Raw genomic sequence first — 12,254 nt, forward strand, 5'->3', positions numbered from 1 at the left:
GACAACCGCCCTTCACTCGAGCACGCCGCGCCATGGCCCATGGCGCACCCAGGCAATGGCGCCGCCCGCTTGCCCGAACCCGCGCTGCCCACGGGTGCGACCTCTTGCCCCGTGCCGGCTCGCACGCTGGTTCGCGTGTTGCGGCCGCAGCTGCCGACCATCGGCACGCTCAAGCCTTACATCGAGCGCATCGACGGCGCACGCATCTACAGCAACTACGGCCCACTGAGCCGGGAGTTCGGTGAGCGGTTGGGGCGCATGGCCGGCGCGGCCGGCACGGCCTTGACGGCCAACGGCACGAGCGCGATCGAACTGGCCTTGCGCCTGCGCGCGCGCCAGGGCAGCCTGTGCCTGATGCCCGCCTTCACCTTCATCGCGAGCGCCCATGCCGTCTGCAATGCGGGGCTCACGCCCTACCTGGCCGACGTGGACGCCGAAGCGCTGGTGCTGACGACGCAGATCGCGCACGCGGCGCTGGCGCAGGCGCCGGCCCAGGTCGCCGCGGTGCTGGTCGTCAGCGCGTTCGGCGCGCCGCCGGACCAGGGCGCCTGGGCGCAGTTCGAGGCCGACACCGGCATCCCCGTCGTCTTCGACGCGGCGGCTGCCGTCACCGCGCTGGACGGCATTGGCCGCCAGCCTGTCTGCGTGAGCCTGCACGCCACCAAGGTGCTGGGCATCGGCGAGGGTGGCGCGATCTTCAGCGCCGACACGGCCCTGACCGACGAAGCCACGGCCCTCACCGGCTTCGGCTTTCGCAGTGCCGAGCGTGTGTCCACCCTGCGCGGCGGAAACTACCGCATCTCCGAGTACGCGGCCGCCGTGGGCCTGGCGGCGATGGACGGCCTGCCGCAGCAGACGGCAGCGCTGCGCGCGCTGACGGCCGCCTATGCGAGCCGGCTGCAGCACAAGGCCGCACGGCTGCAGCGCGGCGCGGGCGCGCAATGGGTCACCATGACGCTCAACGCCATCGTGCCGGCATCGCAGGTGCAGGCCGTCACCGACCGCATGGACGCCGACCGGATCGAATGGCGCCGCTGGTGGGGGCTGGGCTGCCACCGCCACCCCGCGTTCGCCGACGTGCCCCGCGCCACGCTGCGGCAGACGGACGCGGTGGCCCCGTGCGTCATCGGTTTGCCGTTCCACCTGGGACTCACGCAGGACGAGATCGATCGCGTCGTCGCCTGCCTGCCCTGAGATCGGCCGCGGCCGCGCAGGCGCTGCAAGACCTGGGGATATCCCTGGGTTGGCCCCCCTTGTCACTTTCTGCCAATGCCCGCCGCGCTTGCGGCCATTGGTCCGGCCTGCCAAGTCGTCCAGACTGCGGCCAGGGACACGCCCGTCCCGCCGCGACCGACAGGAGACACGACACATGGGCCGACACCTCTCGATTTCACGCCGCCAGGCCATCGGCGGGCTTGCCGCCTTCGGGCTGGGCACCCTGCCTGCCTTTGCCCAAGGCCCCGGCAGCTACCCGAACCAGATCATCCGCATCGTGGTGCCCTACCCGGCCGGTGGCGCCACCGACACGCTGGCGCGCATGATGGCCAGCCACCTGCAAACGGCCTGGGGCCAGACCGTGATCGTGGAGAACAAGCCTGGCGCCTCGGGCGCCATCGGCAACGACATGGTGGCCAAGGCCGCGCCCGACGGCTACACCGTGCTGATGGCGATCACGGCCATCGTGCAGATCCCGCCGCTGATGCCCAACCTGCCCTACGACGTGATGCGCGACCTGCAGCCGCTGGCCCAGGTGGCCAACACCAACTCGCTGCTGGCCGTGCCCAAGGCGGCACCGTTCAAGGACGTGCAGGACTTCGTGGCCCAGGTGAAGGCCAACCCGCGCAAGTACAACTACGGCAGCTACGGCGTGGGCACGTCCTCGCACATCCAGGGTTCGCTGCTGAACATGCAGGCCGGGCTGGACCTGGTGCACGTGCCCTACAAGGGCGCGGCACCGCTGCTGCAGGACCTGCGCGGCAACCAGCTCACCGCGGCCTTCATCGACATGGCGACGGCGCGGCCGCACCTGGACGCGATGCGCGTGCTGGCCGTGACCGGCAGCAAACGCAACCCCACGCTGCCCGACGTGCCGACCTTCGCCGAGCTGGGCTACCACTCGTTCGAGCCCGTGGGCTGGTTCGGCCTGTTCATGCCGGCCAAGGTTCCGGCGGCCATCGCCACCAAGTTCGCCGAGGAGAGCAACCGCATCCTGCGCCTGCCCGATGTGGTGCAGCGCATCGAGGCGCTGGGCATGACGCCGGGCGGCATGCCCACGGCGGACTTTGCCAAGGTGGTGCGCGACGACGCGGCGATCTACGCGCGGATCATCAAGGACGCGAACATCCGGCTGGAGTGAAGCTCAGCCGTTGCGCAGGCGCGCCTGCCGGTAGGCGCCAGGCGCCACGCCGGTCCAGTGCTTGAAGGCGCGGTGGAAGGTGCTGGCTTCGGAGAAGCCCAGGAGGCCCGCGATCTCGGGCAGCGCCATCTCGGGTCGGGCCAGGCATTCGATGGCCACGTCGCGGCGCAGGTCGTCCTTGATGGCCTGAAATCCCGGCTGCCCCTCGTCGCGCAGCCGGCGGCGCAGCGTCTGCGGTGTCATGTCGAGCTGGCGGCCGATGTCGGCCAGCGAGGGCAGCTCGCCCGCGAGCTGGTGGCGCAGCAGCCGGCGGATGCGCTCGGTCACGCTGGACTGGTCGCGGTATTTGATGAGCAGGCTCGCCGGTGCCTGGCGCAGGAACGCGCGCAGGCTCTGCGCGTCCTGCACCACGGGCAGCGCCAGGCAGCCGGCCCCGAAATGCCAGGCCGTGCGCGTGCCGCCGTAGCGCACCGGCGCCTGGAACACCGCCGCGGCCTCGCTGGCGGGGCGCTCGGCCGTGGCGGGGTAGTCCACCGCCAGCAGCGGAATGCGCCGCCCGACCAACCAGGACGCCAGCCCGTAGGCCAGGAAACTGAACACACGCTGCGCGTAGGACTGTGCCGGCCCGGGCGGGTGGCGTGGCGAGACGCTGACCGTGGCCATCTCGCCGTGCAGCTGCAGGCGCGGCACGAAGTCGTCGATCTGCAGACGGTACTGGCGCAGGCCCAGCTCCAGCGCCTCGCCCAGGCTGCGGCAGCCCACCAGCAAACGCCCCGCCTGGGCGAAGCTGCCGACCGGCACGGGCCGGCTGCACAGGCCCCACAGCTCGTCGCGCAGGCTGCGGCGCAGCACATGCGTGAGGCACGCGTACTGGGCCTGCGTGACACGCGAGAGCGGCGCGCCCAGCAAGGCGGGTGCGATGCCGGCGCGCTCCAGCAGCGCGTGCACGTCGGCACCGCGCTGGCGCGCGCCCAGCAGGATGCGCTCCACCTGCGCGATGGCGATGGTGTGGCGGGCGCGGGGGTGCGTGGCGTCGGTCAAGGCAGGGTTCTGCAAGCGGCCAGGGGAACGACTTAGTAACCCGGCACGCTGCGCGCCTGGGCGCTGCGCAGTCGCGGCGTCGCCAGCGCGCCGGCCCTCAGCCGATCACGCCGTCGGCCCGCAACCGGGCCAGCGTGTCGGCCGAGTACCCCACCTCGCCCAGCACCTCGTCGCTGTGCTGCCCCGGCCGTGGCGCGGGCCGGCGCACTTCGAAGGCGTGGCCGCTCATCTGCACGGGGCTGGCCAGGTGCGCGCCGTCGGCCGTGTCCAGCACCATGCGGCGGGCGCGGAACTGCGGCTCGTGCAGCGCCTCGCCGAGCCGCAGCACGGGCGTGACGCAGCAGTCGTTGTCGGCGAAGACTTCCTGCCAATGCGCCAACGGTTGCGAGGCGATCAGCTCGGCCACGTCGGCGCGCACGGCGGCGGCCTCTGCAGGGCTGGCCGGCAGGTGGCGGGCCTTCAGATCAGGGCGGGCGATGGTCTCGCAAAAGCCGTCCCAGAACTTGCGCTCCAGGGCGCCCACGGCCAGGTGGCGGCCGTCGCGCGTCTGGTACAGGCCGTAGCAGGGCAGCGCGCCGGAGAGCTTGTCGCCACCGGCCGGCTGGGTGGCGCCCTTTCCGTTGAGCGTGACCATGGCCACCAGGTTGTGCGCCAGCGCGGCATCGGCCATGGCGATGTCCACATGCCGGCCCTGGCCGGTGCGGCCGGCGTCGAACAGCGCGGCCAGCAGGCCCATGGCCGAGGTCAGCGCGCCGCCCATGAGGTCGGCGATCGGCAGGTTGGACAGCGCGGGCTGGCCGGCCACGCCGATCTGGTCGCTGACACCGGCCAGCGCGCAGTAGTTGAGGTCGTGCCCGGGCGCGTTGCGCAGGGGGCCGCTCTGGCCGTAGCCGGTGATGCTGCAGTAGACGAGCCTGGGGTTGAGGGCGGCCAGCGTGGCGTAGCCCACACCCAGGCGGTCCATCACGCCGGGGCGAAAGCCCTCGACCAGCACGTCGGCCGTGCGCGCCAGCGCCTTGAGCGCCTGCACGCCGTCGGGCTGCTTCAGGTCCAGCTGCAGCGCGCGCTTGTTGCGGTGCACCAGCGCACGCAGCGGCGGCGCGGCGTAGTCGCCCGCGCCGGTGTCTTCGATCTTGATGACGTCGGCCCCCAGGTCGGCCAGGTGCAGCGTGCACACGGGGCCAGGCAACAGGCGCGTGAGGTCGAGCACGCGCACGCCGGCCAGCGGCGGGCGGGCACTGGCGGGTGCGCTGGGGGGGGCGTCGCGGGTCGCATCTTGTGTCATGCGGGCAAGTCTAGGCAGCGCCCTGTGCCGCGACGATGGCCGAATGGATGCTTCCGATTGGCGAGAACGATCAAGTTGCCCATCAGGCTATCGCGGCCTTCGATGGAATCGATTGGCATTGCGAGTCGTTCGCATCCAGAATGCCTGCATCGCACGCCCACCGAGAGCACCATGACCCGATTCATCCGCGCCAACCTGGCGACCCTGCAGAAGACCGCCAGCTACTACCTGGTCCACATCACCGTGGCGGCGCTGGTGGCCTATGCGGTCACGGGCAACCTGCTGATGTCGCTCACGCTGAGCCTGCTGGAGCCGACCGTGCAGGCCTTTGCGTTCTTCTTCCACGAGAAGGTCTGGGAGCGGGTCAGAGCTGCTCGCGCATCACCCGCTTGAGCAGCTTGCCGGTGGCGCTGCGCGGCAGCGGGGTGTCGGACCAGGTGAGGGTCTCGGGCATCTTGTAGTCGGTGAGCCGCGCGGCGCAGTGCGCGCGCACGGCCGCGTCGTCGGGCGCGATGCCGGGTGCGTGGAGGAAGGCGTGCACGCGCTCGCCCAGCACGGGGCATGGCCGGCCGATGACCGCAGCCTCCACCACACCGGGGAACGCCATCAGCGTGTTCTCGACCTCCACCGAATAGATCTTGAAGCCACCGCGGTTGAGCATGTCCTTCTTGCGGTCGAACAGGCGCACGAAGCCCTGGGCGTCGATGCTTCCCAGGTCGCCCGAGTGCCAGTAGCCGGCCGTGAAGTTGGCGGCCGTTGCGGCCGGGTTGTCCCAGTAGCCGGGCACGACCATGGGGCCGCCGATCCACAGCTCGCCGGCCTCGCCGGGCGGCAGTTCACGGCCGGCGTCGTCCATCACGCGGATGTCGGCGCACGGTAGCGCCAGGCCCACGCTGTCGGCATGCTCGCGCGTGAGGCCGGGCGGCATCATGGTCGCGGGCGAGGTGGTCTCGGTCGCGCCATAGGCATTGACGAGCGTGAGGCCCGGCAGGCGTGCACCCAGCGCGTCGATGGTGGCCACCGGCATGGGCGCGCCGCCGTAGCCGCCGATGCGCCAGTGGGCGAGCGCGGCACCGTCCAGGCCCTGCATCAGCGCCAGCGTGTACATGGCCGGCACCATCAGCGTGTGCGTGACGCGCTCGGTGGCCATGGTGGCCAGGAAGTCGGCGGCCTTGAACTGCGGCAGCACGATGACGGCGCCGCCCACATGGGCCATGGCCGCGATGATGGCGATGAGGCCGGTGACATGGCTGGCCGGCACGGCCAGGGCCGAGCGGTCGCCCGCACGCAGGCCCATGCAGACTTCGTAGTGGCGCACGGAATGGGCAACGTTCAGGTGCGTGAGCATCGCGCCCTTGGGGCGGCCCGTGGTGCCGGAGGTGTAGAGGATGAGCGCCGTGTCCTGCGGCTGCACGTCGGCGGCCTCGGTGCGGGGCGGCAGGCCGGCGCCCAGTGTGGAGAGCGCGCTGGCCGCGATGCGCAGGCGCAGCGCCGGCACGTCGGACGACGGCACGCGCTCGGCCAGCGGGTCGTCGAACACGATGGCGCAGGCGCCGCACTGCTGCAGCATGTAGGCCAGGCCAGGCAGCTGCTCGCGCTCGCCGACCGGCACAGCGATGGCGCCGAGCCGCGCGATGGCGTACAGCACCGCTACGAACGCGGGCCGGTTGCCCATGAACATCAGCACGCGCTCGCCGGGCGTGACGCCCGCCGCGGCCAGGCCGGCGGCGATGCGGGCGACTTCGGCCTCCAGCGCGCGGTAGCTCCAGCGCGTGGCGCCGCAGACGACGGCGTCCTGTTCGGGGTGTTGCGCCACGGCCCGGGCGAGCAGCGCGTGCAGGCTGGCCGGGCGTTCGGCGAAGCAGCGCACGAGGCGGTCGCCATAGACGGCCTCCATGCGCAGCGGCGGCAATTCAGTCGTGTGCCACAGCGTCATGCGGCCTCCACCACGGCATTGGCCCCGCGCTCGATCGTGACCTCGCTGTCGACCAGCTTGCGCGCGTGGTTCAGGTCCGACTGCGCGATCAGCACCGACAGCGCGCCACCGCGCAAGCCGGCGATGACCTCGCCCAGCCGCATCGACAGCGCCGGAGCCACGCCCTCGAAGGGCTCGTCCAGCAGCAGCAGCCGCGTGCCCACGCCCAGCGCGCGGGCCAGCGCCACCAGCTTCTGTTGCCCGCCGGACAGCAGCAGCGCGCGGCGCGCGCGCATGTCGGCCAGCTCGGGCAGCACGCCATAGACGAAGTCCAGCCGCTGACGCGTGTCGCGCATGCCCGTGGCCCACAGCGGCACGAGGATGTTCTCTTCCACGCTGAGCTCGGGCACCAGGCCGCGGTCTTCGGGCATGTAGCCGATGCCCATGGCGGCGCGCGCATGGCGTGGCACGCTGGCCAGGTCTTGCCCTTCGAAGCGGATGCGGCCTTGCGTGCAAGGCAAATGGCCCATGACGGTGCGCAGCAGCGTGGTCTTGCCCGCGCCGTTGCGGCCGATCAGGCCGACCATGGACTGCTGCGGCACAGTGAGTGTGAGCCCGCGCAGCACCTGTACCGAGCCGATGGCGACGTGGATGGATTCGACGGTCAGCATCGCGTGCTCCTAGTGCAAGGTGCCGGTGACATAGCGCCGCACGTCCTCGGCCGCCAGCGCCACGGCAGGCACGTCGTCCGCGATGATGCGGCCCGCGTAGAACGCCACCACGCGGTCGGCGTAGCGCTCCACGATGTCCATGTCGTGCTCCACGAACAGCACGGTCATGGCCTCCTGGCCCAGCGCGGTCATGATGACGTCCATCATCGGGAACTTCTCCTCGGCGGCCACGCCGCTCGTGGGCTCGTCCAGCAGCAAGAGGCGCGGCTCGCCGGTCAGCGCCATGGCAATGTCGAGCAGCTTGCGCACGCCACCCGGCAGCTCGGCCACGCGGCGCTCGCGGTGCTCGGCGAGCTGGAAGCGCTGCAGCAGCACGTCGGCGCGCGCCACGGCATCGGCACGCCGCGCGGAGCGCCAGAACGACAGCCGGCGACCATGGCAGGCGGTAGCGACCAGCATGTTCTCCAGCACCGTGAGTTCGGCGAACAGCTGCGGGATCTGGAACGAGCGCGCCACGCCCAGGTGGGTGATGGCGCGCGGCGCCAGCTGCGTGATGTCGCGGCCCGCCAGCTCGATGCTGCCGGTGTCGGGCTTCAAATAGCCGGTGACCATGTTCACGAAGGTGGTCTTGCCGGCGCCGTTGCTGCCGATCAGGCTCACACGCTCGCCGGCCGCAATCGCAATCTCGATGCCGCTGGCGGCGACCACCGCGCCGAAGCGCTTCTCGACGCCGCGCGCGCGCAGCAGGATGTTCTCGCTCATCTCTTCTTGATCCACAGGGAGCCGATGCCGCCCGGCAGGAAGCGGATCATCAGCAGCAGGAACAGCCCCAGGCACAGCTGCCAGGTGTTCGGGAAGTACAGGTTGGAGAACGAGCGCACCACCTCCAGCAGCGTGGACGCCACGAACACCGCCAGCACGCTCTGCGAGCCCGCCAGGATGGCGACGAACACGAACTCGCCCGAGGTCGTCCAGTAGCTGAAGTTCGGGTCGATGTGGCCCAGCGACATGACCGTGAGCGCGCCGCCGCAGCCACCCGCGAAGGCGGCCATGCCGAAGTTCAGCGCGACCGCCTGGCGCACCGAGCCGCCCAGGTATTCGACGCGCAACTCGTTGTCGCGCACGGCCAGTGCGATCAGGCCGCGCGTGGAGTCGAAATACACGCGCGTCAGCAGGGCCAGCACGCCGGCAACCGTGATCGTGACCGCGTACAGCACGTAGGCCACGCGCTCGTCCGACAGGCTCTGTCCCAGCAGCGTGGGCCGGCCCATGTTGAAGCCGTCCGAGCCGCCCAGGCTGGTGGTCTTGACCAGCACGCCATAGCAGACCATGGACAGCGCCAGCGTCAGCATCGCGAAGAAGATGCCGCGGTAGCGTGCCAGCAGCGGCGCGAACGGCGCGGCCACCAGCACGGCCGCCAGGCCGCCGAGCAGCGCGAGTGCCAGTGCGTCGGTCACACCCAGGTGGTTGAAGGCCAGCGCCGCGCAGTAGCCGCCGACCGAGAACACCAGGCCCTGGCCGAAGGACACGACGCCGCTGCGCATCAGCAGCACGATGCCCAGCGAGACCAGGCCGTGCGAGGCCGCCATGGTCAACAGGAACACCAGCCAGCGCGGCAGCCAGGCGCCGATGGCGACGAGCGCCGCCAGCAGCACCAGGCCACCCCAGAAGACCGCATTGCCGCGCGGCGCCGTGCGCGCCACGGCGGGTGCAGGAAGGGAAGCGCTCTTCATCAGATCTTCCTTGCTTGAATGCGCTGGAACAGGCCCTCGGGCCGGAATACGAGGACCAGCGCCATGACCACATAGATCGCGAACAGCTCGACCTGCGGCGCCAAATGTACGGCGCAGGAGCGCGCGAGACCGACGATGAGCGCGCCGATGGCCGCGCCCTCGATGCTGCCCAGCCCGCCGATGATGACAACCGCGAACGAGACAATGATCACGCCGACCGAGACGCCCGGCTGCACCGAGATCAGCGGCGCCGTGAAGGCCCCGCCCAGCGCCGCCAAAAAGATGCCGACCGAGAACGCCAGCATGTACACGCGCGAGACGTTGACGCCCATGCTGGAAGCCACTTCCTCGCTGTGGATCACGGCCAGCACGATCTTGCCCTGGCGCGTGCGGTTCAGCCCCCACCACACGGCCAGGCCCACGGCCACGGCCAGGCCCATGAGCATGAAGTCGTAGCCCACGTAGATCTGCTCGCCGATCTCCACGTTGCCGAACATCGCATAGGGCTCGGACAGGTAGTAGGGATTCGCGCCCCAGATGAGCTTGGTCACGTCTTCCAGCATCAGGAACAGCGCGTAGGTGACGAGCACCAGCAGCACCTCGTCGCGGCCGTAGAAGAAGCGCAGCAGGCCGCGCTCGGTCAGCGGCGCGACGAGCGCCGCCACCGCCACCGCCGCCAGCAGCATGGCCACCAGCGACCAGCCCGGCGCCCACTGCAGCGTGGCGAACCAGCCGACGAAGCTGGCCGCCGCGTACGCGCCGAGCGCATAGAAGCTGCCATGCGCGATGTTCAGGATCTTCAACACGCCGAACACCAGCGTGAGGCCCAGCGCCACGATGAACAGCCAGGAGGCGTAGCTCAGGCCGTCCACCAGGATGGTGATGAAGCTGCTCATGGCGTCATTCGCACTTCGCGCCGGCCATGCCTCCCTTGATCCAGTCCTCCGACTTCATACCCGCCGGCGGGTTCACGCATTCGGCCGGGAAGCGCTGGATGTCCTCCAGCACCACCATCTTCTTGCCCGCGTCATACCGGGTCTTGCCGATCGCCGTGGGCTGCGTGGCCTGGTGGCCGTCGGCCAGCGTCATGCGGATGCGGCCGCCGGGGGCGTCCCACTCGCTGCCCTTCAGGGCGGCGGCCAGCTGCTCGTGCGTGGGCTTCTTGCCGCCGTTGGCGGCCATGGCCTTCTCGGCCGCGAGCTTGAGGCCCAGCAGCGCCTGCGCCATGCGGTACGGAGCCTGGGCGGGGTAGGTGTTGTAGCCGGTCTCGTAGAGCTTCCACCACCAGTCGTTCAGCGCGCTCTTGGGCGCCAGCAGGCCGTAGGCGCCGCGCGCGCCGAGGATGGTGCCGTCGGGCATCTTGTCGCCCAGCGGGGTCAGCACATGGTCGGCCGCCGACAGCACGACCTGGGTGCGCTTGAACAGCCCGCGCGGGCCGGACTGCAGCACGAAGGCCTGCAGGTCGCCGCCCCACAGGCTGGAGTGCGTGACGTCGGCGCGCTTGGACGTCAGCGCCGAGATCTCGGTGCCGTACTGGCCGGCGCCGAACTTGGGCAGCAGGTCTTCGCCGACCTTGGCCTGCGGGTACAGCTGGCCCATGGCAGCCTTGAAGTCGTTGCGCGAATCGTGGCCCCAGGCGTAGTCCTGGTTGATGAGGTTGATCGTGTCGGCCTTGATGTTGCGCGCCTTGAGGTAGCGCGCCAGCGCCACGTTGTCCATGGTGCCGTGCGAGGCGGTGCGGAACACGTAGTTGTACTTGCCGTCCTCGAACACGCGCGGCGTGCCGCAGTCGTACAGGATCAGGAAGCGCTTGAGTTCCTCTGCCACCGGCGCCACGGCCAGGCAGTCGCCCGAGCTCACGTAGCCCACCACGGCGTCGACCTTCTCGCGGTCGTACAGGTTGCGCAGCTCCTGCACCTGCTTGGTGGCGCCGCCGTTCTCGTCCACGTAGACGGCCTCGATCTTCATGCCGCCGATGCCGGGCTTGTCGTAGGGGGCCGGGGCGCCGCCCTTGTTGAAGGCCTCCACCAGCACCTTGGCGCCGTTGACGGCGGGAATGCCGAAGCTCTCGGCCGCCTGGCCGGAGAGGAAGCTGACGATGCCGATCTTGAAGCTGTCCTGGGCCTGGGCCGCGTTGCTGAACGTGGCGATGGCCAGGGCGGCTGCCGCGGCGATGTGTCGTGTCTTCATGCTGGTCTCCTTCAGTGGTGGTGTCTGCACTTGCTACGAGGAACGGGCCCGGGCGATGGGCGTCTGCATGTCCAGGCCCGTCATTTCGAAGCCCTTCTGGAAATCGACCATGTGCTTGCGCGTCCACTCGGCGGCGGCGGCGGCATCGCGGCGCTGCAGTGCATCGAGGATGGCGCGGTGCGCCGCCAGGTTGCGCGCCTTGGACTGCGGCAGGCGCAGGTGGATCTGCAGCAGCGTGGGGTTGTAGAGCAGGCTGATCGGCTCGCGCGCCAGCATCAGGGCGCGGTTGTGGCTGGCGCGGCCGACGAGCGCGTGGAACTCGACGTCGAGCTCGACCAGGCGCGCGTTGTCTTCCACCGATTCGGCGCCCTGGGCCTGCAGATCGGCGGTGCGCTCGGTGTTGGCCGCGAGCTCCTGCAGGTCCAGCGGCTCGGCGTTCAGCGCCGCCAGTTGCGCGGCCAGCGGCTCCAGCGTGACCGCCACCTGCCACAGCTCGGCGAAGGTGGTCTGTTGCAGCAGCAGCAGGCGCGCGGCACGTGGCGCCATCTCGTACAGCCCGGGCAGGGCCACGAACAGGCGGCGGCCCTCGCGACGCTGCACGAGCCCTTCCTGCTCGATCTGGCGGATCGCCTCGCGCACGGTGGAACGGTGCACGCCGAAGCGCTCGGCCAGGCTTTGCTCGGTGGGCAAGGGCATGCCGGGCTGGAGCTGGCCGTCCAGGATGCTGCGCTCGATCTCCGACGACACGACCTTGTAGGCCGGCTCCAGCCGCAGACGCTGGAACATCGACGCGTCGGCCCGTGGCCGCCGGCTGGGTGTGCCATCGTCGGCATCGACGGTGCGCACGGACGGAGGCTCCGCCGGGCGGCGGGGCGCTCGGGTGCTGGCTGTCACGCGTTGTCTCCTGGCCGCCGTTGTCGGCGTTGTGCGTTTGTCGGACAAACGGATTTTGCGCAGCGATGGGCGCGGCACCGCAGCGGGTTTTCCCGGGCCACCAAGGCCGCACCGGCCGGGTGTACGGACCCGGTGCCGGGCCTGGAGGCCCCCCTACAATCGCGCTCCC

Annotated in this window: 12 protein-coding genes; 3 read left to right on the forward strand and 9 right to left on the reverse strand. The window is 70.6% G+C overall.

Annotated elements, in window-relative coordinates; translation table 11 throughout:
• Positions 1-111: 111 nt before the first annotated feature.
• Positions 112-1,194, forward strand: a complete 1,083-nt coding sequence (locus ASF43_RS09450) for a DegT/DnrJ/EryC1/StrS family aminotransferase (protein ID WP_235578195.1) — start codon at positions 112-114, stop codon at positions 1,192-1,194.
• Between the two features lie 175 nt (positions 1,195-1,369).
• Positions 1,370-2,356: a tripartite tricarboxylate transporter substrate binding protein gene (locus ASF43_RS09455; RefSeq protein WP_056179506.1), complete on the forward strand. Its 987-nt coding sequence runs from the start codon at positions 1,370-1,372 to the stop codon at positions 2,354-2,356.
• Positions 2,357-2,359: 3 nt separating this feature from the next.
• Here the strand turns inward: ASF43_RS09455 and ASF43_RS09460 are convergent, their stop codons facing one another.
• Both ASF43_RS09460 and ASF43_RS09465 read right to left on the reverse strand, forming a co-directional pair.
• A complete protein-coding gene (locus tag ASF43_RS09460) occupies positions 2,360-3,397 on the reverse strand; it encodes an AraC family transcriptional regulator (protein ID WP_200932488.1) in 1,038 nt (345 codons plus the stop codon).
• Positions 3,398-3,494: 97 nt separating this feature from the next.
• Positions 3,495-4,682 carry a CaiB/BaiF CoA-transferase family protein gene (locus tag ASF43_RS09465; RefSeq protein ID WP_056179512.1) on the reverse strand — a complete coding sequence of 396 codons (1,188 nt, stop codon included), beginning with the start codon at positions 4,680-4,682 and terminating at the stop codon, positions 3,495-3,497.
• A 171-nt stretch (positions 4,683-4,853) separates the two neighbouring features.
• Between ASF43_RS09465 and ASF43_RS09470 the strand changes: the two genes are divergently transcribed.
• Positions 4,854-5,075, forward strand: coding sequence for a DUF2061 domain-containing protein (locus tag ASF43_RS09470; protein ID WP_056179515.1), 222 nt, complete (start codon positions 4,854-4,856; stop codon positions 5,073-5,075).
• Here the strand turns inward: ASF43_RS09470 and ASF43_RS09475 are convergent.
• Genes ASF43_RS09475 through ASF43_RS09505 form a run of 7 tightly spaced genes read right to left on the reverse strand, consistent with a single transcriptional unit; the run spans position 5,047 to position 12,037 of the window.
• Positions 5,047-6,618 carry a class I adenylate-forming enzyme family protein gene (locus tag ASF43_RS09475; RefSeq protein WP_056179520.1) on the reverse strand — a complete coding sequence of 524 codons (1,572 nt, stop codon included), beginning with the start codon at positions 6,616-6,618 and terminating at the stop codon, positions 5,047-5,049. The two genes, ASF43_RS09470 and ASF43_RS09475, sit on opposite strands and share 29 nt — an antisense overlap.
• A complete protein-coding gene (locus ASF43_RS09480) occupies positions 6,615-7,268 on the reverse strand; it encodes an ABC transporter ATP-binding protein (protein ID WP_056179523.1) in 654 nt (217 codons plus the stop codon). Before ASF43_RS09480 ends, ASF43_RS09475 begins: the two co-directional genes overlap by 4 nt.
• A gap of 9 nt (positions 7,269-7,277) precedes the next feature.
• On the reverse strand, positions 7,278-8,030 hold the full coding sequence (locus tag ASF43_RS09485; RefSeq protein WP_056179526.1) for an ABC transporter ATP-binding protein: 753 nt from the start codon (positions 8,028-8,030) through the stop codon (positions 7,278-7,280).
• On the reverse strand, positions 8,027-9,001 hold the full coding sequence (locus ASF43_RS09490) for a branched-chain amino acid ABC transporter permease (protein ID WP_082497743.1): 975 nt from the start codon (positions 8,999-9,001) through the stop codon (positions 8,027-8,029). The genes ASF43_RS09485 and ASF43_RS09490 overlap by 4 nt, the downstream gene beginning before the upstream one ends.
• Entirely contained in the window at positions 9,001-9,897 is an 897-nt protein-coding gene (locus ASF43_RS09495; RefSeq protein WP_056179528.1) for a branched-chain amino acid ABC transporter permease, read from the reverse strand. Before ASF43_RS09495 ends, ASF43_RS09490 begins: the two co-directional genes overlap by 1 nt.
• A 4-nt stretch (positions 9,898-9,901) precedes the next feature.
• Positions 9,902-11,191 carry an ABC transporter substrate-binding protein gene (locus tag ASF43_RS09500; protein WP_056179533.1) on the reverse strand — a complete coding sequence of 430 codons (1,290 nt, stop codon included), beginning with the start codon at positions 11,189-11,191 and terminating at the stop codon, positions 9,902-9,904.
• Positions 11,192-11,224: 33 nt separating this feature from the next.
• Positions 11,225-12,037 carry a FadR/GntR family transcriptional regulator gene (locus tag ASF43_RS09505; RefSeq protein WP_156373243.1) on the reverse strand — a complete coding sequence of 271 codons (813 nt, stop codon included), beginning with the start codon at positions 12,035-12,037 and terminating at the stop codon, positions 11,225-11,227.
• Positions 12,038-12,254 lie beyond the last annotated feature (217 nt).

This window comes from Pseudorhodoferax sp. Leaf267 (genome assembly GCF_001422405.1).
Lineage (GTDB): Bacteria > Pseudomonadota > Gammaproteobacteria > Burkholderiales > Burkholderiaceae_C > Pseudorhodoferax.